We start from the raw sequence: 23,687 nt of genomic DNA, 5'->3' as shown, positions 1-23,687 counted from the left end.
GTATTTCTGGCGGGATGAAAAGATAATTGCCATGACGTTGATGGTTGCCAGTATTGCTGGTTGTTGGCATTTCTAGGCATTTCAATGTCGCATCGTTATGATGCCTGCCTCTTTATCCGAGCGTTCTTTTGATGCGGGAAGTATTGCGGCTGCTGCAGGATGGCCAGTTTCATTCCGGCGAGTCCATTGGGGCGCTGCTGGGAGTCAGTCGTGCGGCTGTCTGGAAGCGTCTGCAGCATCTCGAAGCTGCACTTGGCCTGCAAGTGCATAGGGTGCGCGGGCGTGGATACCGTCTGGCCTCACCGCTTTCGTTGTTGGATGAAGAGGTGATCTTTGCTGCCTCTAGTGGCTTTGGCTGGAAAGCCCAGGTAAGTGAGTCGATCGACTCCACCAATGCCGAGGTGCTGCGCCGCCTAGCCGCCTCTGCTGAAGCTCCGCTCCTGGTATTGGCTGAGAAACAGGAAAGTGGTCGCGGTCGTCGGGGGCGTGCCTGGGTCAGCCCATTTGGCGAGAACCTCTATTACAGTCTCGGGCTGCGTCTTGAAGGCTCGACCTTTCCTCTCGATGGCTTAAGTCTGTCGGTTGGCTTGGCTGTGCTGCGGGCTCTGCAGGAGGTTGGCTGCGCCAGTGTTGGGCTTAAGTGGCCGAACGATCTGCTGGCTTCGGGGCGAAAGATTGCCGGTGTACTGCTCGAGCTTGCAGGAGATCCTGCGGGTGCATGTCAGGTGGTAATCGGCATCGGTATCAATGTGAATATGCTGCCTGGCAGCTCGACGCCAATCGATCAGCCCTGGACTTCGCTGCGAGAGCAACTCGGCTGCATGATTGATCGCACCGAGCTGGTGTTGATGCTGAGTCGCTGGCTGCGCCATTACCTGGATCTGCATGGGCGAGAGGGCTTTGCGGCGTTGCGCGAGGAGTGGGAGGTGGAACATCTCTGGCAGGGGCGGGAGGTCAGCCTGTTGGCGGGGCCTCAGCATATCGATGGTCGCGTCCTTGGAGTGGATCGGGTCGGAGCGCTGCGCCTGGATATTGCGGGGCAAGAGCGGCAATTCAGTGGTGGCGAGCTTAGTCTGAGGTTGCGTGATGATTCTTGAGCTGGACTGCGGGAATAGCCTGATCAAGTGGCGGGTTCAAGGCGGGGGGCAGATGCATGGCGGCGTCGTTGACTCCGATGAGCGCTTGCTCGAGGCGCTGCGCGACGTCGCTGGCTTGTCGCTACTGGGCTGTCGCTTGGTCAGTGTGCGTAGCGATGCGGAAACTTCATCGTTGGTGGGCGTGCTCGAGGCGAAGTTCGGGGTCGAGGTGCTTTGCGCTCAGCCTGCCTTGCAACTCGCGGGGGTGCGTAACGGTTATGACGATTATGCGCGGCTTGGGCTGGATCGCTGGCTCGCGGTGGTGGGCGCGTATCAACTGGAGCAGGGCGCTTGTCTGGTGCTGGATCTGGGGACGGCGGTCACTTCCGATCTCGTAACTGCTGATGGCGAGCACTTGGGTGGATATATCTGTCCTGGTCTTCCTCTGATGCGCAATCAGTTACGAACTCATACAAGGCGTATCCGGTACGACGATGCCGAGGCCGAGCTGGCGATGCATAGTCTGCAGCCGGGAAGGGTAACGGTCGAGGCTGTAGAGCGCGGCTGCGCGTTAATGTTGCGCGGCTTTGTCCTGACTCAGGTCGAGCTTGCTCGCGAGCTGCTTGGAGAGGCCTTTGGTGTTTATCTCACGGGAGGCGATGCCGGCCTGGTGAGCGAGGTGTTGCCGCAGGCGCGGCAAGTGTCTGACCTTGTGTTCGTCGGCTTGGCTCAGGCTTGCCCGCTGCCGGTGGAGGGCGCTTGATGCGTTGGTTCTTTCTGCTTCTGCTGGTTCTTAACCTCTTCTATTACGTCTGGCATCAGCAGCAGGCGCCTTTGCGGATCAAGGAAGTGGAGCCAATGGCTCTCTATAAAGGAGAGCGCCAGGGCATTCGCCTGCTGGATGCTGCCGACCGGGCGAAGACGCGTCCGGAGCTTGTGCAGCCGTCTTCCGCTGTGGATGAAACCTGTCTGTTCCTGGGGAGCTTCCAGGGCGAGGATGCTGCCCGGCAGATCGAGCAGCGCCTTATTGCTCTGGATATCGAGGCTCAGGTGCGCGCGGTGGATGCGGCGGCGGGGCTGGACTATTGGGTTTATCTGGCTCCTTTGGCTTCGCGCCAGGCCTCGTTGCGCCAGTTAAAGGAGTTGCAGGCACGCAAGATCGACAGTTACATCATCACTCAGGGCGATCTGGCCAACGGCATTTCTCTGGGGATTTTCCCCCGGAGCGATTCCGCGGAAAGTGTGATGCAGCGTTTGCGTGATGCGGGCTACGAGCCGATGCTGCGAGAGCTGCCGCGAGCGCAGCGCAGTTTCTGGGTGCGCGTCGCTCCGGAGAGTCGTCGCTTGGCCGACGATGTCCTGCAGCAGCTGGCCTCGGACTTCAAAGATCTGCAGCACCAAATAATGCCGTGTGAAAGCGTTGCAAGTGCTCAATAGTTTGCATAGAATGGCGCCCGCTTTGCGAGGGTCGCCTCGCGGGGCTGTTGTCAAAGAGTGCTAACCTCAAGTTTTTATTGAGGAAATGCTTGACAGCAGGGTGGCATGAGAAGAGAATGCCGCCTCACTTTGGAGGGGTTCCCGAGCGGCCAAAGGGATCAGACTGTAAATCTGACGTCATAGACTTCGAAGGTTCGAATCCTTCCCCCTCCACCAGATTTAAGCGAGAGCCACAAGCTCCGCGGGCATAGTTTAGTGGTAGAACCTCAGCCTTCCAAGCTGATGATGCGGGTTCGATTCCCGCTGCCCGCTCCAAGTTTGTTGTTCATGCAAAGTGTTTCGCTCATGTAGCTCAGCTGGTAGAGCACACCCTTGGTAAGGGTGAGGTCAGCGGTTCAAATCCGCTCATGAGCTCCACTTCAACAAAGGCAGATATGCAGATATCTGCCTTTGTTTTAATGGCAGTGTCAGTTCTCAATTCCTTGTTCGGAGACGGGTCAGATGGCTAAGGAAAAATTTGAACGTAACAAACCGCACGTCAACGTTGGCACCATCGGTCACGTTGACCACGGTAAAACCACTCTGACCGCTGCTCTGACCCGCGTCTGCTCCGAAGTATTCGGTTCGGCCAAGGTCGACTTCGACAAGATCGACTCCGCTCCGGAAGAGAAAGCTCGCGGTATCACCATCAACACCGCTCACGTTGAGTACGACTCGGCCGTTCGCCACTACGCGCACGTTGACTGCCCGGGCCACGCCGACTACGTGAAGAACATGATCACCGGTGCTGCCCAGATGGACGGCGCGATCCTGGTTTGCTCGGCCGCCGATGGCCCGATGCCGCAAACCCGTGAGCACATCCTGCTGTCCCGTCAGGTAGGCGTTCCTTACATCGTTGTCTTCCTGAATAAGGCCGACATGGTGGACGACGCTGAGCTGCTGGAACTGGTCGAGATGGAAGTTCGTGACCTGCTGTCCACCTACGACTTCCCGGGCGACGACACTCCGATCATCATCGGTTCCGCTCTGATGGCTCTGAACGGCCAAGACGACAACGAAATGGGCACCAGCGCTGTTAAGAAGCTGGTCGAGACTCTGGATGCCTACATCCCTGAGCCGGTTCGTGCCATCGACATGCCGTTCCTGATGCCGATCGAAGACGTGTTCTCCATCTCCGGCCGCGGTACCGTGGTAACCGGTCGTGTTGAGCGCGGCATCGTCAAGATCCAGGAAGAAATCGAGATCGTTGGTCTGCGTGAAACCACCAAGACCACCTGCACTGGCGTTGAAATGTTCCGCAAGCTGCTCGACGAAGGTCGTGCTGGCGAGAACTGCGGTGTTCTGCTGCGCGGCACCAAGCGTGACGACGTAGAGCGTGGTCAGGTTCTGGCCAAGCCGGGCACCATCAAGCCGCACACCAAGTTCGAAGCTGAAGTGTACGTTCTGTCCAAAGAAGAAGGTGGTCGCCACACCCCGTTCTTCAAGGGCTACCGTCCGCAGTTCTACTTCCGTACTACCGACGTGACCGGTTCGTGCGAACTGCCGGAAGGCGTTGAGATGGTAATGCCGGGCGACAACATCAAAATGGTTGTTACCCTGATCAAGCCGATCGCCATGGACGACGGCCTGCGTTTCGCCATTCGCGAAGGCGGCCGTACCGTTGGTGCCGGCGTGGTTGCTAAGGTCATCGAGTAATCGGTTGATCTGCCTCGGTAAGGTCGGCATAATGGTCGGCCTTACTTCGATTTAGGCCAGTAGCTCAATTGGCAGAGCGGCGGTCTCCAAAACCGCAGGTTGGGGGTTCGATTCCCTCCTGGCCTGCCAGATTCCTGGGTAAAAGTGGATCTGGCGTTTCTTTCAACAGGGTTTTCTCATGAATGCCAAAGCTGAAGCTCAAAACTCCCGCTTTGATGTGCTGAAGTGGCTCGCAGTAGCTGCTCTGGTCGTCGCTGGTGTTGTCGGCAATCAGTATTTCTCGGCTGAACCGCTTCTGTATCGCGTGCTGGCTCTGCTGGCTCTGGCCGTGGTGGTCGGTTTCGTCGCGCTGCAGACTGCGAAAGGTCAGGCGTTCTTTGCTCTGGCAAAAGAAGCGCGCATCGAGATTCGCAAGGTTGTCTGGCCGACCCGCCAGGAAACCACGCAAACCACTCTGATCGTGGTTGCCGTGGTTCTGGTGATGTCGTTGGTCCTGTGGGGCTTGGATAGCCTGCTGGGCTGGCTTGTTTCGTTGATTGTCGGTTAAGGGTGTCCCGTGGCTAAGCGTTGGTACGTTGTGCATGCTTACTCGGGTTACGAGAAGCATGTCATGCGCTCGCTGATTGAGCGCGTCAAGCTGGCTGGCATGGAAGACGAGTTCGGCGAAATTCTGGTCCCCACCGAAGAAGTGGTGGAGATGCGTAACGGCCAGAAGCGCAAGAGTGAGCGTAAGTTCTTCCCAGGCTATGTGCTGGTTCAGATGGAAATGAACGAGGCGACCTGGCACCTGATCAAGGATACGCCGCGCGTCATGGGCTTCATTGGTGGTACTGCCGACAAGCCGGCGCCGATTACCGAGAAAGAGGCCGACGCCATTCTGCGTCGTGTTGCCGATAGCGGTGACAAGCCGAAGCCGAAGACTCTGTTCGAGCCGGGTGAGACCGTTCGCGTTATCGATGGTCCGTTCGCCGACTTCAATGGCGTTGTCGAAGAAGTTAACTACGAAAAGAGTCGGATCCAAGTGGCCGTGCTTATTTTCGGTCGCTCCACGCCGGTGGAGCTGGAGTTCAGTCAGGTCGAGAAGGCATAACTGGACAATGCATCCCGAACCCCGCAGCCGCTGGCTGTGGGGTTTTGTCGTCACTGGGATAAATGTGTACTAACCGGGGAGCCTCAGCGAGGCGCTTGACCCGATATTGGAGTAGCTCATGGCTAAGAAGATTCAGGCTTACATCAAGCTGCAAGTAAAGGCCGGCCAGGCCAACCCGTCGCCACCCGTCGGCCCTGCTCTGGGTCAGCACGGCGTGAACATCATGGAATTCTGCAAGGCGTTCAACGCCAAGACCCAGGGCATGGAACCTGGTCTGCCGACTCCTGTGATCATCACCGTTTACAGCGACCGCAGCTTCACCTTTGAAACCAAAAGCACCCCGGCTTCGGTGCTGCTGAAGAAGGCCGCCGGCCTGACCAGCGGTTCCGCTCGTCCGAACACCGTCAAAGTTGGCACCGTTACCCGTGCTCAGCTGGAAGAGATCGCCAAGACCAAGCAGGCCGATCTGACCGCCGCTGACCTGGATGCGGCCGTGCGTACCATCGCCGGCTCCGCTCGTAGCATGGGCCTGAACGTGGAGGGTGTGTAATGGCTAAGGTAACCAAGCGTCAGAAGGCTATCGCCGAGAAGATCGAAGCCGGCAAGGCTTACAACTTCGAAGAGGCCGCCAAGCTGCTGGCCGAGCTGTCCACCGTCAAGTTCACCGAGTCCTTCGACGTCTCCGTGAACCTGGGCGTTGACCCGCGTAAATCCGACCAGGTCGTGCGTGGCGCCACCGTGCTGCCGAACGGCACTGGCAAGACCGTCCGCGTTGCCGTGTTCACCCAGGGGCCGGGCGCTGAAGCCGCTCTGGCTGCCGGCGCTGACAAAGTCGGTATGGACGAACTGGCTGCCGAAATGAAGGCCGGCGATCTGAACTACGACGTGGTCATCGCCTCCCCGGACGCCATGCGCGTCGTCGGTCAGCTGGGTCAGGTTCTCGGCCCGCGCGGTCTGATGCCGAACCCGAAAGTCGGCACCGTGACTCCGGACGTCGCTACCGCTGTGAAGAACGCCAAGGCTGGTCAGGTGCGTTTCCGTACCGACAAGAACGGCATCATCCACACCTCCGTAGGCAAAGTCGGCTTCGAAGCCGCTGCGCTGAAGCAGAACGTGGAAGCCCTGCTGTCTGACCTCAAGCGTCTGAAGCCGTCCACCTCCAAAGGTGTGTACGTCAAGCGCGTGACCCTGAGCACCACCATGGGTCCGGGTCTGGTGATCGATCAGGCTTCCCTGGAAGCCTAAGTGATATGGCAGGCGGACTCGTCCGCCGGCTTGCAAAGATTGGGGTCCCTGCCTGGCGGGGGCTATCCAAGACCGTAGGCGGCGCAAGCCTTAAACCCGGAGAGCGATCTCCACAAGCCTACGCAGATGGTGCTCCCGATTCCTTACCGAATCAGACACCAAAACGACACCAGGTTTCGACCAGGTGAAACGGTAACAAGCAGGAGTTTTACCCGTGGCAATTAAACTCGAAGACAAGAAGGCCATCGTCGCTGAAGTCAACGAGGCTGCCAAAGTCGCCCTGTCTGCTGTTGTGGCTGATGCCCGCGGTGTGACTGTTGGCGCTATGACCGGACTCCGTAAAGAGGCTCGTGAAGCTGGTGTGTACGTGAAAGTCGTACGTAACACCCTGCTCAAGCGTGCAGTTGCTGATACTGAATACAGTATCCTCAACGACGTTTTCGCCGGCCCGACCTTGATCGCTTTCTCCAACGAGCACCCGGGCGCTGCTGCCCGTCTGTTCAAAGAGTTCGCTAAAGGTAACGACAAGTTCGAGATCAAGGCAGCTGCGTTCGAGGGCAAGTTCCTCGCAGCAAACCAGATCGACGTACTGGCAACTCTGCCGACCTACGACGAAGCCATTTCGCAGCTGATGAGCGTGATTCAAGGCGCTACCAGCAAGCTGGCTCGTACTCTGGCGGCCGTTCGCGACCAGAAAGAAGCTGCCGCTGCCTAAGGCGCCGAAAGCACTTTCAAATCATATGTTTAATTTGATGGCTGCGTAGGCTGTCACCCCAATACAGGATTTAAGTCATGTCTCTGACTAACGAGCAAATCATCGAAGCCATCGGCCAGAAAACCGTTCTGGAAGTTGTTGAGCTGATCAAAGCGATGGAAGAGAAGTTCGGCGTTACCGCCGCTGCTGCCACCGTTGCTGCTGCTGGCCCGGCTGCTGCCGCTGCTGAAGAGCAAACCGAGTTCAACGTAGTTCTGGCCGAAGCCGGCGACAAGAAAGTCAACGTGATCAAAGCTGTTCGCGAACTGACTGGTCTGGGCCTGAAAGAAGCCAAAGAGAAAGTCGACACCGCTCCGCAAGTCATCGCCGAAGGCCTGACCAAGGAAGCTGCTGAAGACGCCAAGAAGAAGCTGGAAGAAGCTGGCGCCAAAGTCGAGCTCAAGTAAGCGACGACCTTGCGTCTACAGCCCGAGCGTTAAGCGAAAGGCTGATGGCTGGTGGCTAATGCCACCGGCCTTTTTCCGTTATGGGCGGAGTTCGAATGAGCTCTGTCCATGATGTGAAAACCCCGCCCGAGGGCGGCGCAAACCAAGGGGTTTGCACGATTTTCTGGTCGTTGCCGTCGGCAGCGGCCAAACAAGCAGGTGACCAAGCTGGGGAACGCTGATGGCTTACTCATACACTGAGAAAAAACGTATCCGCAAGGACTTTAGCAAGTTGCCGGACGTGATGGATGTGCCTTATCTCCTGGCCATCCAGCTGGATTCGTATCGCGAATTCCTGCAGCAAGGAGTGAGCAAGGAGCAGTTCCGCGACGTTGGCCTGCATGCGGCCTTCAAGTCCGTATTCCCGATCATCAGCTACTCCGGCAACGCCGCTCTCGAGTACGTTGGCTACCGCCTGGGCGAGCCTGCGTTCGACGTCAAAGAGTGCGTGCTGCGTGGCGTGACCTTCGCCGTACCGCTGCGGGTCAAAGTCCGTCTGATCATCTTCGACAAAGAGTCGTCGAACAAAGCGATCAAGGACATCAAAGAGCAAGAAGTGTACATGGGCGAAATTCCGCTCATGACCGAGAACGGTACCTTCATCATCAACGGTACCGAGCGTGTGATCGTTTCCCAGCTGCACCGCTCCCCGGGTGTGTTCTTCGACCACGACCGTGGCAAGACCCACAGCTCCGGCAAGCTGCTGTACTCTGCGCGCATCATTCCCTACCGCGGCTCCTGGCTGGACTTCGAGTTCGATCCGAAGGACGCCGTGTTCGTCCGTATCGACCGTCGCCGCAAGCTGCCGGCTTCCGTCCTGCTGCGCGCCCTGGGCTACAGCACCGAGGAAGTGCTGGATACCTTCTATGACACCAACGTCTTCCACGTGAAGGGCGAGACCCTCAACCTGGAACTGGTGCCGCAGCGTCTGCGTGGCGAGATCGCCGCGTTCGACATCAAGGACGAGAAGGGCAAGGTCATCGTTGAGCAGGGCCGCCGTATCACCGCGCGCCACATCAACCAGATCGACAAGGCCGGCATCAAAGAGCTGGAAGTTCCGCTCGACTACCTGCTGGGCCGTACCACTGCCAAGGCCATCGTGCATCCGGCCACCGGCGAGATCGTGGCCGAGTGCAACACCGAGATGACCACCGACCTGCTGGCCAAGATCGTCAAGGCCCAGGTCGTTCGCATCGAGACCCTGTACACCAACGACATCGACTGCGGTCCGTTCATCTCCGACACGCTGAAGATCGACTCCACCGGCAACCAGCTGGAAGCCCTGGTCGAGATTTACCGCATGATGCGTCCTGGCGAGCCGCCAACCAAGGATGCCGCCGAGACCCTGTTCAACAACCTGTTCTTCAGCGCCGAGCGTTACGATCTGTCCGCAGTCGGCCGCATGAAGTTCAACCGTCGTATCGGTCGCACCGAGATCGAAGGCTCCGGCGTTCTGTCCAAAGAAGACATCGTCGACGTGCTGAAGACCCTGGTCGACATCCGTAACGGCAAGGGCATCGTCGACGACATCGACCACCTGGGTAACCGTCGCGTCCGTTGCGTCGGCGAGATGGCCGAGAACCAGTTCCGCGTGGGCCTGGTGCGCGTCGAGCGCGCCGTCAAAGAGCGTCTGTCGATGGCCGAAAGCGAAGGCCTGATGCCGCAGGACCTGATCAACGCCAAACCGGTTGCGGCGGCGGTGAAAGAGTTCTTCGGTTCCAGCCAGCTTTCCCAGTTCATGGACCAGAACAACCCGCTCTCCGAGATCACCCACAAGCGCCGCGTCTCCGCACTCGGCCCGGGCGGTCTGACCCGTGAGCGCGCCGGCTTCGAAGTCCGCGACGTACACCCGACCCACTACGGCCGCGTGTGCCCGATCGAGACCCCTGAAGGTCCGAACATCGGTCTGATCAACTCCCTGGCCGCCTATGCCCGCACCAACCAGTACGGCTTCCTGGAAAGCCCGTACCGCGTGGTGAAGGACACCAAGGTCACCGACGAGATCGTGTTCCTGTCCGCCATCGAAGAGGCCGATCACGTGATCGCCCAGGCTTCGGCGACCATGAACGCCAAGGGCCAACTGGTCGACGAGCTGGTGAACGTGCGTCACCTCAACGAGTTCACCGTCAAGGCGCCGGAAGACGTCACCCTGATGGACGTGTCGCCGAAGCAGGTCGTTTCCGTCGCTGCCTCGCTGATCCCGTTCCTCGAGCACGACGACGCCAACCGTGCACTCATGGGCTCGAACATGCAGCGTCAGGCTGTACCGACCCTGCGCGCCGACAAGCCGCTGGTAGGTACCGGCATGGAGCGCAACGTCGCCCGTGACTCCGGCGTCTGCGTTGTGGCCCGTCGTGGCGGTGTGATCGACTCCGTCGATGCCAGCCGTATCGTGGTGCGTGTTGCCGATGACGAAGTGGAAACCGGTGAAGCCGGTGTCGACATCTATAACCTGACCAAGTACACCCGCTCCAACCAAAACACCTGCATCAACCAGCGTCCGCTGGTAAGCAAGGGTGACGTGGTGGCGCGTGGCGACATCATGGCCGACGGCCCGTCCACCGACATGGGTGAACTGGCGCTGGGCCAGAACATGCGCGTCGCGTTCATGCCGTGGAACGGCTTCAACTTCGAAGACTCCATCTGCCTGTCCGAGCGCGTGGTCCAGGAAGACCGCTTCACCACGATCCACATCCAGGAACTGACCTGTGTGGCCCGTGACACCAAGCTCGGCCCAGAGGAAATCACCGCGGACATCCCGAACGTGGGTGAGGCTGCGCTGAACAAGCTGGACGAAGCCGGTATCGTTTACGTCGGCGCCGAAGTCATGGCCGGCGACATCCTGGTCGGCAAGGTCACTCCGAAAGGTGAGACCCAGCTGACTCCGGAAGAAAAACTGCTGCGCGCGATCTTCGGTGAGAAGGCCAGCGACGTTAAGGACACCTCCCTGCGCGTGCCGACCGGCACCAAGGGCACCGTCATCGACGTCCAGGTCTTCACCCGTGATGGCGTGGAGCGCGACAGCCGCGCTCTGGCCATCGAGAAGCAGCAGCTCGACGAGATCCGCAAGGATCTGAACGAAGAGTTCCGCATCGTCGAAGGCGCTACCTTCGAGCGTCTGCGTTCCGCCCTGGTTGGTGCCAAGGCCGAAGGCGGCGCCGGCCTGAAGAAAGGCACTGCGATCACCGACGAGTACCTCGACGGTCTGGAGCGTGGTCAGTGGTTCAAGCTGCGCATGGCCGACGACGCTCTCAACGAGCAGCTGGAGAAGGCCCAGGCCTACATCAGCGACCGTCGCCAGCTGCTGGATGACAAGTTCGAAGACAAGAAGCGCAAGCTGCAGCAGGGCGACGACCTGGCGCCGGGCGTGCTGAAGATCGTCAAGGTCTACCTGGCGATCAAGCGTCGCATCCAGCCGGGCGACAAGATGGCCGGTCGTCACGGTAACAAGGGTGTGGTCTCCGTGATCATGCCGGTCGAAGACATGCCGCACGATGCCAATGGCACCCCGGTCGACATCGTCCTCAACCCGCTGGGCGTACCGTCGCGTATGAACGTCGGTCAGATCCTCGAAACCCACCTGGGTCTGGCGGCCAAGGGCCTGGGCGAGAAGATCAATCGCATGCTCGAAGAGCAGCGCAAGATCGCCGAGCTGCGCAAGTTCCTCAACGAGATCTACAACGAGATCGGTGGTCGCCAGGAAAGCCTGAACGAGTTCTCGGACACCGAGATCCTCGAGCTGGCGAAGAACCTGAAAGGCGGCGTGCCGATGGCTACCGCCGTGTTCGACGGTGCCAAGGAAACCGAGATCAAGGCCATGCTGAAGCTGGCCGATCTGCCGGAAAGCGGCCAGATGCGCCTGTTCGACGGCCGTACCGGTAACCAGTTCGAGCGCCCGACCACCGTCGGCTACATGTACATGCTCAAGCTGAACCACCTGGTCGACGACAAGATGCACGCTCGTTCCACCGGTTCCTACAGCCTGGTTACCCAGCAGCCGCTGGGTGGTAAGGCGCAGTTCGGTGGTCAGCGCTTCGGTGAGATGGAGGTCTGGGCACTGGAAGCCTACGGCGCCGCCTACACCCTGCAGGAAATGCTGACCGTGAAGTCGGACGACGTGAACGGCCGGACCAAGATGTACAAGAACATCGTGGACGGCGATCACCGCATGGAGGCCGGCATGCCCGAGTCCTTCAACGTGTTGATCAAAGAGATCCGCTCGCTCGGTATCGACATCGAACTGGAAACCGAATAACACGCCTTGCTGCGGCCGCACCGTCGGCCACAGCGAGTCTGTGAGGAGGAAAGGCCTTGAAAGACTTGCTGAATCTGTTGAAAAACCAGGGTCAGGTTGAAGAGTTCGATGCGATCCGTATCGGTCTGGCTTCGCCTGAGATGATCCGTTCCTGGTCTTTCGGTGAAGTGAAAAAACCGGAAACCATCAACTACCGTACCTTCAAGCCCGAGCGTGACGGCCTGTTCTGCGCCAAGATCTTTGGCCCGGTCAAGGACTACGAGTGCCTGTGCGGTAAGTACAAGCGCCTCAAGCACCGCGGCGTGATCTGCGAGAAGTGCGGCGTGGAAGTGGCCCTGGCCAAGGTCCGTCGTGAGCGCATGGCGCACATCGAACTGGCCTCGCCGGTCGCCCACATCTGGTTCCTGAAGTCCCTGCCGTCCCGTATCGGCCTGCTGCTGGACATGACCCTGCGTGACATCGAGCGCGTGCTCTATTTCGAGAGCTACGTGGTGATCGATCCGGGCATGACCACCCTGGAGAAGGGCCAGCTGCTGAATGACGAGCAGTACTTCGAAGCCCTCGAAGAGTTCGGTGACGACTTCGACGCTCGCATGGGCGCCGAGGCCGTTCGCGAGCTGCTCAACGCCATCGACCTGGATCACGAGATCGGCCGCCTGCGCGAAGAGATTCCGCAGACCAACTCCGAGACCAAGATCAAGAAGCTGTCCAAGCGCCTGAAGCTGATGGAAGCCTTCAAGGACTCCGGCAACCACCCGGAGTGGATGGTCCTGACCGTTCTGCCGGTACTGCCGCCGGACCTGCGTCCGCTGGTTCCGCTGGATGGCGGCCGCTTCGCGACTTCCGATCTTAACGATCTGTATCGCCGCGTGATCAACCGTAACAACCGTCTGAAGCGCCTGCTCGACCTGGCCGCGCCGGACATCATCGTGCGCAACGAAAAGCGCATGCTGCAGGAAGCGGTCGATGCCCTGCTGGATAACGGCCGTCGCGGTCGCGCCATCACCGGCTCGAACAAGCGTCCGCTGAAGTCCCTGGCCGACATGATCAAAGGTAAGCAAGGTCGCTTCCGTCAGAACCTGCTCGGTAAGCGCGTGGACTACTCCGGTCGTTCCGTGATCACCGTGGGCCCGACCCTGCGCCTGCACCAGTGCGGTCTGCCGAAGAAGATGGCCCTCGAGCTGTTCAAGCCGTTCATTTTCGGCAAGCTCGAAGCCCGCGGCATGGCCACCACCATCAAGGCGGCCAAGAAGATGGTCGAGCGCGAACTGCCAGAGGTCTGGGACGTTCTCGCCGAAGTCATCCGCGAACATCCCGTGCTGCTCAACCGCGCACCGACCCTGCACCGTCTGGGCATCCAGGCGTTCGAACCGGTTCTGATCGAAGGTAAAGCGATTCAGCTGCACCCGCTGGTCTGCGCCGCGTACAACGCCGACTTCGACGGTGACCAGATGGCCGTACACGTTCCGCTGACCCTCGAGGCCCAGCTGGAAGCCCGCGCGCTGATGATGTCCACCAACAACGTGCTGTCGCCCGCCAACGGCGAGCCGATCATCGTGCCGTCCCAGGACGTGGTACTGGGTCTGTACTACATGACCCGTGAAGCCATCAACGCCAAGGGCGAAGGTCGCGTATTCGCCGACCTGCAGGAAGTCGACCGCGTGTTCCGCGCCGGCGAAGCCTCCCTGCACGCCAAGGTCAAGGTGCGCATCAACGAGACCGTCAAGCAGAAGGACGGCAGCCTGGTCAAGAACACCCGCATCGTCGACACCACCGTCGGCCGCGCGCTGCTGTTCCAGATCGTCCCGGCCGGCCTGTCCTATGACGTGGTCAACCAGTCGATGAAGAAGAAGGCGATCTCCCGTCTGATCAACCAGTGCTACCGCACCGTGGGTCTGAAGGACACCGTGATCTTCGCCGACCAGCTGATGTACACCGGTTTCGCCTACTCGACCATCTCCGGTGTGTCGATCGGCGTGAACGACTTCGTCATCCCGGACGAGAAGGCGCGCATCATCGACGCCGCCACCGAGGAAGTGAAGGAAATCGAATCGCAGTACGCCTCCGGCCTGGTCACCCAGGGCGAGAAGTACAACAAGGTGATCGACCTCTGGTCCAAGGCCAACGACGAAGTGTCCAAGGCGATGATGGCCAACCTCTCGAAAGAGAAGGTCGTCGACCGCGAAGGCAAGGAAGTCGACCAGGAGTCCTTCAACTCCATGTACATGATGGCGGACTCCGGTGCTCGTGGTAGCGCCGCCCAGATCCGTCAGCTGGCCGGTATGCGTGGCCTGATGGCCAAGCCGGACGGCTCCATCATCGAGACTCCGATCACCGCGAACTTCCGTGAAGGCCTGAACGTACTGCAGTACTTCATCTCCACTCACGGTGCTCGTAAGGGTCTGGCGGATACCGCACTGAAGACCGCGAACTCCGGTTACCTGACCCGTCGTCTGGTCGACGTGGCGCAGGACCTGGTCGTGACCGAAGTCGACTGCGGCACCGAACACGGTCTGCTGATGACTCCGCACATCGAAGGCGGCGACGTGGTCGAGCCGCTCGGTGAGCGCGTACTCGGCCGTGTGATCGCCAAGGACGTGCCGAAGCCGGGCAGCGATGAAATCATCGTTCCAGCCGGTACCCTGGTCGACGAGCAGTGGGTCGAGTTCATCGAGCGCAACAGCATCGACGAAGTGATCGTGCGTTCGCCGATCACCTGCGAAACCCGCTATGGCATCTGCGCCAAGTGCTACGGCCGCGATCTGGCCCGTGGTCATCAGGTCAACATCGGTGAAGCGGTCGGCGTCATCGCCGCCCAGTCCATCGGTGAGCCGGGTACCCAGCTGACCATGCGTACGTTCCACATCGGTGGTGCCGCCAGCCGTACTTCGGCTGCCGACAGCGTCCAGGTGAAGAACGGTGGTGCGATCCGTCTGCACAACCTGAAGCATGTCGAGCGTGCCGATGGCGCCCTGGTCGCGGTTTCGCGCTCCGGTGAGCTGGCCATCGCTGACGAGTTCGGTCGCGAGCGCGAGCGTTACAAGCTGCCGTACGGTGCCGTGATTTCCGTGAAGGAAGGCGACAAGGTCGACGCTGGCGCCATCGTCGCCAAATGGGACCCGCACACCCACCCGATCGTGACCGAAATGAAGGGTACCGTGACCTTCGTTGGCATGGAGGAGGGCATCACCATCAAGCGCCAGACCGACGAACTGACCGGTCTGACCAACATCGAAGTGCTGGATCCGAAGGATCGTCCGGCCGCCGGCAAGGACATCCGTCCGGCGCTGAAGATGGTCGACGCCAATGGCAAGGAACTGCTGCTGCCGGGTACTGACGTACCGGCCCAGTACTTCCTGCCGGCCAACGCCCTGGTTGGCGTGGCCGACGGTGCGCAGATTGGTGTCGGTGACGTCATCGCTCGTATCCCGCAGGAAACCTCGAAGACCCGCGACATCACCGGTGGTCTGCCGCGCGTTGCCGACCTGTTCGAAGCCCGTCGTCCGAAAGAGGCCTCGATCCTGGCGGAAATCAGCGGCACCATCTCGTTCGGCAAGGAGACCAAGGGCAAGCGCCGTCTGGTCATCACGCCGACCGATGGCAGCGATCCGTACGAGGAGCTGATTCCGAAGTGGCGTCACCTGAACGTCTTCGAAGGCGAACAAGTAAACCGCGGCGAAGTTATCTCCGACGGTCCGAGCGATCCGCACGACATCCTGCGTCTGCTGGGCGTCAGCGCGCTGGCCAAGTACATCGTCAACGAGATCCAGGACGTTTACCGTCTGCAGGGCGTGAAGATCAACGACAAGCACATCGAGACCATTCTGCGTCAGATGCTGCGTAAGGTTGAGATCAGCGAATCCGGCGACTCCAGCTTCATCAAGGGCGATCAGATGGAGCTGACCCACGTGCTGGGCGAGAACGAGCAACTGGCGGCCGACGACAAGTTCATCGCCAAGTTCGAGCGTGTTCTGCTGGGTATCACCAAGGCCTCGCTGTCCACCGAGTCGTTCATCTCCGCGGCTTCCTTCCAGGAAACCACCCGCGTGCTGACCGAAGCGGCCGTGACCGGCAAGCGCGACTACCTGCGCGGCCTGAAGGAGAACGTTGTTGTGGGTCGTCTGATCCCGGCCGGTACCGGCCTGGCCTACCACAGCGAGCGTAAGCGTCGTCGTGATGCCGACAAGCCTCAGCGCGTGAGCGCGAGCGAGGTCGAAGCGGCTCTGACCGAAGCGCTGAACTCCAGCGGCAACTGATAGAGAAGGGGCCCCGGGTGAGCAATCACCCGGGGCCTCGTCTTGACTGGGGGCGGGAGTCTCTTTAGACTCATGCACCCCTAAATTTGGCAGGGCGCTAGCTCTGCCATTTTGCTTTAGGGCAATAGCGTCGAAAGACAACAGTGGAGCTTATAGATGGCAACTATCAACCAGCTGGTACGCCAGCCGCGCAAGCGTCTCGTCGAGAAGAGCGACGTGCCTGCGCTGCAGAACTGCCCGCAGCGCCGTGGCGTGTGCACTCGTGTGTACACCACCACGCCGAAGAAACCGAACTCCGCACTGCGTAAAGTGTGCCGTGTTCGTCTGACCAACGGTTTTGAAGTCACTTCCTACATCGGTGGTGAAGGTCACAACCTGCAAGAGCACAGCGTCGTGCTGATCCGTGGCGGTCGTGTAAAAGACCTTCCGGGTGTGCGCTACCACACTGTTCGCGGTTCGCTGGATACCACCGGCGTTAAAGACCGTAAGCAGGGTCGCTCGAAGTACGGTACCAAGCGTCCGAAGTAATTCGGTTCGCCATTTTTCTATTTATTGAGTCGATAAGAGTAAGGTCGGGCGTAACCGATTGGTTATGGTCCCGGGCTAACCTGAAGACCGTTTGAGGGCTTATCATGCCAAGACGTCGTGTAGCAGCTAAGCGTGAGATTCTGGACGATCCGAAATACGGAAGCCTGATTCTCGCCAAGTTCATGAACCACGTGATGGAAAGCGGTAAAAAGGCCGTTGCCGAGCGCATCGTTTATGGTGCTCTGGAAACCGTCAAAACCCGCAAGAACAGCGATCCCCTGGAGATCTTCGAGAAAGCTCTCGACGCCATCGCTCCGCTGGTCGAAGTAAAGTCCCGCCGTGTAGGCGGTGCTACCTACCAGGTTCCGGTCGAAGTTCGTCCGTCCCGTCGTAATGCCCTGGCCATGCGTTGGCTGGTAGAAAGCGCGCGCAAGCGTGGTGAGAAGTCCATGGCTCTGCGCCTGGCTGGCGAGCTGCTGGATGCCTTCGAAGGCAAAGGCGCTGCTGTCAAGAAGCGTGAAGACGTGCACCGTATGGCCGAGGCCAACAAAGCGTTCTCGCACTACCGCTTCTAATTACGGCTTCCATTCTTTTGCGAGGGCTTTATGGCTCGTAACACAGCAATTAACCGCTACCGGAACATTGGTATCTGCGCCCACGTTGACGCGGGCAAGACCACCACCACCGAGCGGATCCTGTTCTACACAGGTCTCAGCCACAAGATGGGTGAGGTGCATGACGGCGCTGCTACCACCGACTGGATGGTGCAGGAGCAGGAGCGTGGTATCACCATTACCTCCGCTGCCATCACCACCTTCTGGGAGGGTTCGCGTGGTCAGTACGACAAGTACCGCGTAAACGTCATCGACACCCCCGGCCACGTAGACTTCACCATTGAAGTTGAGCGCTCCCTGCGCGTACTGGACGGCGCTGTCGTGGTGTTCTGCGGCACTTCCGGCGTTGAGCCGCAGTCCGAAACCGTATGGCGTCAGGCCAACAAGTACGGCGTTCCGCGTATCGTCTACGTGAACAAGATGGACCGTGCCGGTGCCAACTTCCTGCGCGTAGTCGGCCAGATCAAGCAGCGCCTGGGTCACACTCCGGTCCCGGTTCAGCTGGCCATCGGTGCGGAAGATGACTTCCAGGGCCAGATCGACCTGATGAAAATGAAGGCGATCTACTGGAACGAAGACGACAAGGGCACCAGCTATCGCGAGGAAGAGATTCCTGCCGAGCTGGTCGACCTAGCCAACGAATGGCGCTCGAACATGGTTGAGGCTGCTGCCGAGGCCAGCGAAGAGCTGATGAACAAGTACCTGGAAGAGGGCGAGCTGTCGATCGAAGAGATCAAGGCCGGTCTGCGTCAGCGTACCATCGCCTGCGAAATCGTTCCGGCCGTTTGCGGTTCCTCGTTCAAGAACAAGGGCGTGCCGCTGGTTCTCGACGCCGTGATCGACTTCCTGCCTGCTCCGACCGAGATTCCGGCGATCAAGGGTATCCACCCTGACCTGGTCGACACGCCGAAGGAAGAAATCACTGACGCGCAGTACGACGAGCGTCATGCCGACGACGGCGAGCCGTTCTCCGCTCTGGCGTTCAAGATCGCTACCGACCCGTTCGTGGGTACTCTGACCTTCGTTCGTGTCTACTCGGGCGTGCTGAACTCCGGTGACTCGGTGATCAACTCGGTCAAGGGCAAGAAAGAGCGCGTTGGTCGTATGGTGCAGATGCATGCCAACCAGCGTGACGAGATCAAAGAAGTGCGCGCTGGCGACATCGCTGCTCTGATCGGCATGAAGGACGTCACCACTGGTGAGACCCTGTGCGATCCGGAGAAGCCGATCATCCTCGAGCGTATGGACTTCCCGGAGCCGGTAATCTCGGTAGCTGTAGAGCCGAAGACCAAGGCTGACCAGGAGAAGATGGGTATCGCTCTGGGCAAGCTGGCCCAGGAAGACCCGTCGTTCCGCGTCAAGACCGACGAAGAAACCGGTCAGACCATCATCTCCGGTATGGGTGAGCTGCACCTGGACATCCTGGTTGACCGTATGCGCCGCGAATTCAACGTCGAGGCCAACATCGGTAAGCCGCAGGTTTCCTACCGCGAGAAGATCACCAAGAACTGCGAGATCGAAGGCAAGTTCGTTCGTCAGTCCGGTGGTCGTGGTCAGTTCGGTCACTGCTGGATTCGCTTCGCGCCGGCTGACGAAGGCCAGGAAGGTCTGGTATTCGTCAACGAAGTCGTGGGCGGTGTGGTTCCGAAGGAATACATCCCGGCCATCCAGAAGGGCATCGAAGAGCAGATGAAGAACGGCGTTGTCGCCGGCTATCCGCTGATCGGCCTGAAGGCGACCGTGTTCGATGGTTCCTACCATGACGTCGACTCCAACGAGATGGCGTTCAAGGTGGCCGCCTCCATGGCGACCAAGCAGCTCGCTCAGAAGGGCGGCGGTGTTGTGCTTGAGCCGATCATGAAGGTCGAAGTGGTAACCCCTGAGGACTACATGGGTGACGTGATGGGTGACCTGAACCGTCGTCGTGGTCTGATCCAGGGTATGGAAGACACGGTTTCCGGCAAGGTGATCCGTGCTGAGGTTCCGCTGGGCGAGATGTTCGGTTACGCGACCGACGTGCGTTCCATGTCCCAGGGTCGCGCAAGCTACTCCATGGAATTCTCCAAATACTCCGAAGCTCCGTCGAACATCGTCGAAGCACTGGTTAAAAAACAAGGCTGATTCAGCCCTTTAGGCAAGAGGTTCACTGTCGTGGCTAAAGAAAAATTCGAACGTAACAAACCGCACGTCAACGTTGGCACCATCGGTCACGTTGACCACGGTAAAACCACTCTGACCGCTGCTCTGACCCGCGTCTGCTCCGAAGTATTCGGTTCGGCCAAGGTCGACTTCGACAAGATCGACTCCGCTCCGGAAGAGAAAGCTCGCGGTATCACCATCAACACCGCTCACGTTGAGTACGACTCGGCCGTTCGCCACTACGCGCACGTTGACTGCCCGGGCCACGCCGACTACGTGAAGAACATGATCACCGGTGCTGCCCAGATGGACGGCGCGATCCTGGTTTGCTCGGCCGCCGATGGCCCGATGCCGCAAACCCGTGAGCACATCCTGCTGTCCCGTCAGGTAGGCGTTCCTTACATCGTTGTCTTCCTGAATAAGGCCGACATGGTGGACGACGCTGAGCTGCTGGAACTGGTCGAGATGGAAGTTCGTGACCTGCTGTCCACCTACGACTTCCCGGGCGACGACACTCCGATCATCATCGGTTCCGCTCTGATGGCTCTGAACGGCCAAGACGACAACGAAATGGGCACCAGCGCTGTTAAGAAGCTGGTCGAGACTCTGGATGCCTACATCCCTGAGCCGGTTCGTGCCATCGACATGCCGTTCCTGATGCCGATCGAAGACGTGTTCTCCATCTCCGGCCGCGGTACCGTGGTAACCGGTCGTGTTGAGCGCGGCATCGTCAAGATCCAGGAAGAAATCGAGATCGTTGGTCTGCGTGAAACCACCAAGACCACCTGCACTGGCGTTGAAATGTTCCGCAAGCTGCTCGACGAAGGTCGTGCTGGCGAGAACTGCGGTGTTCTGCTGCGCGGCACCAAGCGTGACGACGTAGAGCGTGGTCAGGTTCTGGCCAAGCCGGGCACCATCAAGCCGCACACCAAGTTCGAAGCTGAAGTGTACGTTCTGTCCAAAGAAGAAGGTGGTCGCCACACCCCGTTCTTCAAGGGCTACCGTCCGCAGTTCTACTTCCGTACTACCGACGTGACCGGTTCGTGCGAACTGCCGGAAGGCGTTGAGATGGTAATGCCGGGCGACAACATCAAAATGGTTGTCACCCTGATCAAGCCGATCGCCATGGACGACGGCCTGCGTTTCGCCATTCGCGAAGGCGGCCGTACCGTTGGTGCCGGCGTGGTTGCCAAAGTCATCGAGTAATCGACGACTGCTGGAGAAAAGGGCCCTTCGGGGCCCTTTTCTTTTGGCTGGTCAAAAGTTGACACCCTCGGGGCTCATCCGTACAATCACGCCTCCTTTTAACGGGCGTAGTCCGTCCGTTGGGGAAAGCAGAGATAGAGTCTGAGGTCAAAATGCAAAACCAACAAATCCGTATTCGGTTGAAGGCTTTTGACCATCGCCTGATCGATCAATCCACCCAGGAAATCGTGGAAACCGCGAAACGTACTGGTGCTCAGGTGCGTGGTCCTATTCCTCTGCCTACTCGCAAAGAGCGGTACACCGTTCTGATCTCCCCGCACGTCAACAAAGACGCGCGTGATCAGTACGAAATTCGTACCCACAAGCGTGTTCTGGACATCGTCCAGCCGACGGATAAAACCGTCGACGCGCTGATGAAGCTCGACCTTGCGGCAGGCGTGGAAGTGCAGATCAGCCTCGGCTAAAACCTGGCGGTTTTAGTCGTGTAACGCTCTGAAATGGGCGGCCATAGCGGGTGAAAGCCCCGTACACTCATGAGGTTTACAACATGACTATTGGTGTAGTCGGTCGGAAAGCGGGTATGACCCGTATTTTCACCGAAGAAGGTGTCTCCATTCCGGTTACGGTCATTGAGATCGAGCCGAATCGCGTCACCCAGTTCAAATCCGAAGAAAGCGATGGCTACCGCGCTGTGCAGGTAACTGTGGGCGAGCGTCGTGCTTCCCGCGTGACCAAGGCTCAGGCTGGTCATTTCGCCAAGGCTAATGTCGCTGCTGGTCGTGGCGTCTGGGAATTCCGTCTGCAGGACGGCGAATACCAGGCTGGCGATCAGATCACTGCCGAACTGTTCCAAGCAGGCCAACTGGTAGACGTTACCGGTGAGTCCAAAGGTAAAGGCTATGCCGGTACCATCAAGCGCTGGAACTTCCGCGGTCAGGACAATACCCACGGTAACTCCGTTTCCCACCGCGCTCCGGGCTCCATCGGCCAGTGCCAGACTCCTGGTCGTGTATTCAAGGGCAAGAAAATGTCCGGTCATCTTGGCGCCGAGCGCGTGACCGTGCAGTCCCTGGAAGTGGTCCGTGTCGACGCCGAGCGTAATCTGCTGCTGGTCAAGGGTGCCGTTCCGGGCGCTACCGGTGGCGACGTGCTGGTGCGTCCGGCTGTCAAAGCTCGCGGTTAATAGGGGAAGCTGAGATGCAACTGAATGTAAATGGCGCTCAGGCTATCGAAGTCAGCGAGCGCACGTTCGGCGGTGAGTTCAACGAGACTCTGGTGCACCAGGCTGTCGTCGCCTACATGGCTGGCGGTCGTCAGGGCTCCCGTGCTCAGAAAACTCGCGCTGAAGTCACCGGTGGTGGCAAAAAGCCGTGGCGTCAGAAGGGCACCGGTCGTGCTCGTTCCGGTTCCAGCGTTGGTCCGATCTGGCGTGGCGGTGGTGTGACCTTCGCGGCCAAGCCGCAGGATCACAGCCAGAAGCTGAACAAGAAGATGTACCGCGCTGCTCTGCGCTCCATCCTCTCCGAGCTGGTCCGTCTGGATCGTCTGGTCGTTGTCGAAGACTTCGCCGTCGATGCTCCGAAGACCAAGGCTCTGCTGGGCAAGTTGGACGGTATGGGTCTGCGCGACGTGCTGATCGTTACCGAAGCCGTTGACCAGAATCTGTACCTGGCTGCGCGCAACCTGCCGCACGTTGATGTTCGTGACGTTCAAGGCACCGATCCGGTCAGCCTGATCGCCTTCGACAAAGTGCTGGTAACCGTGTCGGCCGTGAAGAAATTCGAGGAGCTGCTGGCATGAACCAGGAACGCGTATTCAAAGTGCTGGTTGGCCCGCACATCTCCGAGAAAGCCTCCGTGCTGGCAGATGGTAAGAGCCAATTCGTTTTCAAGGTTGCCGTTGATGCAACCAAGCTGGAAATCAAGAAGGCCGTCGAAAGCCTGTTCAGCGTGAAAGTGGACGAGGTCCGCACTGTCAATGTACAGGGCAAGACCAAGCGTACCGCTCGCGGTCTGGGCAAGCGCAACGACTGGAAGAAGGCTTATGTCTCCCTCCAGGCTGGCCAAGATCTCGATTTCACCAGCAGTGCTGAGTAAGGTAGGGGCGCATCATGGCAATCGTTAAATGCAAACCGACTTCCGCTGGCCGCCGTTTCGTGGTCAAAGTGGTCAATCAGGAGCTGCACAAAGGCGCTCCTTATGCTCCGCTGCTCGAGAAGAAGTCGAAAACTGGCGGCCGTAACAACAACGGTCGTATCACCACTCGCCACATCGGCGGTGGCCACAAGCAGCACTACCGTCTGGTCGACTTCCGTCGCAACAAGGATGGCATCCCTGCCGTCGTTGAGCGCGTGGAATACGATCCGAACCGTACCGCCCACATCGCTCTGCTGAAATACGCCGACGGTGAGCGTCGCTACATCATCGCCCCGAAAGGTGTGAGTGCTGGCGATCAACTGGTATCCGGTGCCGCTGCTCCGATCAAGGCCGGTAACAGCCTGCCGCTGCGCAACATCCCTGTTGGTTCGACCATTCATGCGATCGAACTGAAGCCGGGTAAAGGCGCACAGCTGGTTCGCTCCGCTGGTGCTTCCGCCCAGCTGGTAGCTCGTGAAGGTGCCTACGTCACCCTGCGTCTGCGCTCCGGCGAGATGCGCAAGGTCCTCTCCGAGTGCCGTGCGACCCTGGGTGAAGTGTCCAACTCCGAGCACAGCCTGCGTTCCCTGGGTAAAGCCGGTGCCACTCGCTGGCGCGGCGTTCGCCCGACCGTTCGTGGTGTTGCCATGAACCCGGTCGACCACCCGCATGGTGGTGGTGAGGGTCGTACCTCTGGTGGTCGTCACCCTGTTTCGCCGTGGGGCTTCCCGACCAAGGGTGCGAAGACCCGTGCGAACAAGCGTACCGACAACATGATCGTTCGCCGCCGTAAGTAATTAGAGGGATACGA

Annotated in this window: 21 protein-coding genes and 4 tRNA genes; all 25 read left to right on the top strand. The window is 59.4% G+C overall.

The features are described from left to right. Positions 1-131 precede the first annotated feature (131 nt). The 25 genes from birA to rplB all read left to right on the top strand — a co-directional run bounded on the left by birA (position 132) and on the right by rplB (position 23,673). Entirely contained in the window at positions 132-1,097 is a 966-nt protein-coding gene (gene birA, locus N7607_RS20440) for a bifunctional biotin--[acetyl-CoA-carboxylase] ligase/biotin operon repressor BirA (protein WP_279867655.1), read from the top strand. Next, positions 1,087-1,839 carry a pantothenate kinase gene (locus tag N7607_RS20435; protein WP_279867656.1) on the top strand — a complete coding sequence of 251 codons (753 nt, stop codon included), beginning with the start codon at positions 1,087-1,089 and terminating at the stop codon, positions 1,837-1,839. The genes birA and N7607_RS20435 overlap by 11 nt, the downstream gene beginning before the upstream one ends. After that, positions 1,839-2,513 (top strand): SPOR domain-containing protein, encoded by a 675-nt coding sequence (locus N7607_RS20430; protein ID WP_279867657.1) that lies wholly within the window; start codon positions 1,839-1,841, stop codon positions 2,511-2,513. Before N7607_RS20435 ends, N7607_RS20430 begins: the two co-directional genes overlap by 1 nt. Positions 2,514-2,644: 131 nt before the next feature. After that, positions 2,645-2,729, top strand: a tRNA-Tyr gene (locus N7607_RS20425). Positions 2,730-2,754: 25 nt separating this feature from the next. After that, positions 2,755-2,828 (top strand) — tRNA-Gly (locus N7607_RS20420). Between the two features lie 26 nt (positions 2,829-2,854). Continuing rightward, positions 2,855-2,930 (top strand) — tRNA-Thr (locus N7607_RS20415). Positions 2,931-3,014: 84 nt separating this feature from the next. Next, positions 3,015-4,208: an elongation factor Tu gene (gene tuf / locus N7607_RS20410; RefSeq protein WP_279867659.1), complete on the top strand. Its 1,194-nt coding sequence runs from the start codon at positions 3,015-3,017 to the stop codon at positions 4,206-4,208. 53 nt (positions 4,209-4,261) lie between these two features. Beyond that, a tRNA-Trp gene (locus N7607_RS20405) sits at positions 4,262-4,337 on the top strand. 49 nt (positions 4,338-4,386) lie between these two features. Continuing rightward, positions 4,387-4,755 carry a preprotein translocase subunit SecE gene (gene secE / locus N7607_RS20400; protein WP_043310282.1) on the top strand — a complete coding sequence of 123 codons (369 nt, stop codon included), beginning with the start codon at positions 4,387-4,389 and terminating at the stop codon, positions 4,753-4,755. 9 nt (positions 4,756-4,764) lie between these two features. Then, complete coding sequence (gene nusG, locus N7607_RS20395) at positions 4,765-5,298, top strand: transcription termination/antitermination protein NusG (protein ID WP_021702718.1); 534 nt, start codon at positions 4,765-4,767, stop codon at positions 5,296-5,298. A 118-nt stretch (positions 5,299-5,416) separates the two neighbouring features. After that, on the top strand, positions 5,417-5,848 hold the full coding sequence (gene rplK, locus N7607_RS20390) for a 50S ribosomal protein L11 (protein WP_004373444.1): 432 nt from the start codon (positions 5,417-5,419) through the stop codon (positions 5,846-5,848). Next, on the top strand, positions 5,848-6,543 hold the full coding sequence (gene rplA, locus N7607_RS20385; RefSeq protein ID WP_137975134.1) for a 50S ribosomal protein L1: 696 nt from the start codon (positions 5,848-5,850) through the stop codon (positions 6,541-6,543). The genes rplK and rplA overlap by 1 nt, the downstream gene beginning before the upstream one ends. 214 nt (positions 6,544-6,757) lie before the next feature. Continuing rightward, positions 6,758-7,258: a 50S ribosomal protein L10 gene (gene rplJ / locus N7607_RS20380; RefSeq protein WP_137975135.1), complete on the top strand. Its 501-nt coding sequence runs from the start codon at positions 6,758-6,760 to the stop codon at positions 7,256-7,258. Positions 7,259-7,335: 77 nt separating this feature from the next. Beyond that, entirely contained in the window at positions 7,336-7,704 is a 369-nt protein-coding gene (rplL, locus tag N7607_RS20375) for a 50S ribosomal protein L7/L12 (RefSeq protein WP_043310286.1), read from the top strand. Positions 7,705-7,924: 220 nt separating this feature from the next. After that, the gene (rpoB, locus tag N7607_RS20370; protein ID WP_279867668.1) at positions 7,925-11,998 is read left to right on the top strand and encodes a DNA-directed RNA polymerase subunit beta; all 4,074 of its coding nucleotides are present in this window, start codon (positions 7,925-7,927) and stop codon (positions 11,996-11,998) included. A gap of 56 nt (positions 11,999-12,054) precedes the next feature. Next, positions 12,055-16,254: a DNA-directed RNA polymerase subunit beta' gene (rpoC, locus tag N7607_RS20365; RefSeq protein WP_279867670.1), complete on the top strand. Its 4,200-nt coding sequence runs from the start codon at positions 12,055-12,057 to the stop codon at positions 16,252-16,254. A 156-nt stretch (positions 16,255-16,410) separates the two neighbouring features. Further along, positions 16,411-16,782 carry a 30S ribosomal protein S12 gene (gene rpsL, locus N7607_RS20360; protein ID WP_110683332.1) on the top strand — a complete coding sequence of 124 codons (372 nt, stop codon included), beginning with the start codon at positions 16,411-16,413 and terminating at the stop codon, positions 16,780-16,782. 104 nt (positions 16,783-16,886) lie between these two features. Then, positions 16,887-17,357 (top strand): 30S ribosomal protein S7, encoded by a 471-nt coding sequence (gene rpsG, locus N7607_RS20355; RefSeq protein WP_021702712.1) that lies wholly within the window; start codon positions 16,887-16,889, stop codon positions 17,355-17,357. A 30-nt stretch (positions 17,358-17,387) separates the two neighbouring features. Beyond that, positions 17,388-19,517, top strand: a complete 2,130-nt coding sequence (fusA, locus tag N7607_RS20350; protein ID WP_279867674.1) for an elongation factor G — start codon at positions 17,388-17,390, stop codon at positions 19,515-19,517. A gap of 30 nt (positions 19,518-19,547) precedes the next feature. After that, a complete protein-coding gene (gene tuf / locus N7607_RS20345) occupies positions 19,548-20,741 on the top strand; it encodes an elongation factor Tu (RefSeq protein WP_279867659.1) in 1,194 nt (397 codons plus the stop codon). 152 nt (positions 20,742-20,893) lie between these two features. Then, entirely contained in the window at positions 20,894-21,205 is a 312-nt protein-coding gene (gene rpsJ / locus N7607_RS20340) for a 30S ribosomal protein S10 (RefSeq protein ID WP_003243886.1), read from the top strand. 83 nt (positions 21,206-21,288) lie between these two features. Next, a complete protein-coding gene (gene rplC / locus N7607_RS20335) occupies positions 21,289-21,924 on the top strand; it encodes a 50S ribosomal protein L3 (protein ID WP_279867676.1) in 636 nt (211 codons plus the stop codon). A gap of 14 nt (positions 21,925-21,938) precedes the next feature. Further along, positions 21,939-22,541 (top strand): 50S ribosomal protein L4, encoded by a 603-nt coding sequence (rplD, locus tag N7607_RS20330; protein WP_192400833.1) that lies wholly within the window; start codon positions 21,939-21,941, stop codon positions 22,539-22,541. Further along, positions 22,538-22,837, top strand: a complete 300-nt coding sequence (gene rplW, locus N7607_RS20325) for a 50S ribosomal protein L23 (RefSeq protein WP_021702707.1) — start codon at positions 22,538-22,540, stop codon at positions 22,835-22,837. Before rplD ends, rplW begins: the two co-directional genes overlap by 4 nt. A 14-nt stretch (positions 22,838-22,851) precedes the next feature. Then, positions 22,852-23,673: a 50S ribosomal protein L2 gene (rplB, locus tag N7607_RS20320; protein WP_137975141.1), complete on the top strand. Its 822-nt coding sequence runs from the start codon at positions 22,852-22,854 to the stop codon at positions 23,671-23,673. Positions 23,674-23,687: the final 14 nt, after the last annotated feature.

This window comes from Pseudomonas sp. GD04019 (assembly GCF_029837695.1).
In the GTDB taxonomy this organism is placed as follows: domain Bacteria; phylum Pseudomonadota; class Gammaproteobacteria; order Pseudomonadales; family Pseudomonadaceae; genus Aquipseudomonas.
The sequence above is the reverse complement of the archived record's forward strand: the minus strand, read 5'-3'. Positions and strand labels throughout refer to the sequence as shown.

Excerpts from the sequence above, each read along its gene's own strand:
- rplL (WP_043310286.1), top strand. The coding sequence starts at position 7,336 with ATGTCTCTGACTAACGAGCAAATCATCGAAGCCATCGGCCAGAAAACC.
- rpsL (WP_110683332.1), top strand. The coding sequence starts at position 16,411 with ATGGCAACTATCAACCAGCTGGTACGCCAGCCGCGCAAGCGTCTCGTC.
- tuf (WP_279867659.1), top strand. The coding sequence starts at position 3,015 with ATGGCTAAGGAAAAATTTGAACGTAACAAACCGCACGTCAACGTTGGC.
- birA (WP_279867655.1), top strand. The coding sequence starts at position 132 with ATGCGGGAAGTATTGCGGCTGCTGCAGGATGGCCAGTTTCATTCCGGC.
- N7607_RS20435 (WP_279867656.1), top strand. The coding sequence starts at position 1,087 with ATGATTCTTGAGCTGGACTGCGGGAATAGCCTGATCAAGTGGCGGGTT.
- fusA (WP_279867674.1), top strand. The coding sequence starts at position 17,388 with ATGGCTCGTAACACAGCAATTAACCGCTACCGGAACATTGGTATCTGC.
- rplC (WP_279867676.1), top strand. The coding sequence starts at position 21,289 with ATGACTATTGGTGTAGTCGGTCGGAAAGCGGGTATGACCCGTATTTTC.
- rpoB (WP_279867668.1), top strand. The coding sequence starts at position 7,925 with ATGGCTTACTCATACACTGAGAAAAAACGTATCCGCAAGGACTTTAGC.
- rpsJ (WP_003243886.1), top strand. The coding sequence starts at position 20,894 with ATGCAAAACCAACAAATCCGTATTCGGTTGAAGGCTTTTGACCATCGC.
- rplB (WP_137975141.1), top strand. The coding sequence starts at position 22,852 with ATGGCAATCGTTAAATGCAAACCGACTTCCGCTGGCCGCCGTTTCGTG.
- secE (WP_043310282.1), top strand. The coding sequence starts at position 4,387 with ATGAATGCCAAAGCTGAAGCTCAAAACTCCCGCTTTGATGTGCTGAAG.
- rplA (WP_137975134.1), top strand. The coding sequence starts at position 5,848 with ATGGCTAAGGTAACCAAGCGTCAGAAGGCTATCGCCGAGAAGATCGAA.
- rplD (WP_192400833.1), top strand. The coding sequence starts at position 21,939 with ATGCAACTGAATGTAAATGGCGCTCAGGCTATCGAAGTCAGCGAGCGC.
- N7607_RS20430 (WP_279867657.1), top strand. The coding sequence starts at position 1,839 with ATGCGTTGGTTCTTTCTGCTTCTGCTGGTTCTTAACCTCTTCTATTAC.
- rplW (WP_021702707.1), top strand. The coding sequence starts at position 22,538 with ATGAACCAGGAACGCGTATTCAAAGTGCTGGTTGGCCCGCACATCTCC.
- rplK (WP_004373444.1), top strand. The coding sequence starts at position 5,417 with ATGGCTAAGAAGATTCAGGCTTACATCAAGCTGCAAGTAAAGGCCGGC.
- rpsG (WP_021702712.1), top strand. The coding sequence starts at position 16,887 with ATGCCAAGACGTCGTGTAGCAGCTAAGCGTGAGATTCTGGACGATCCG.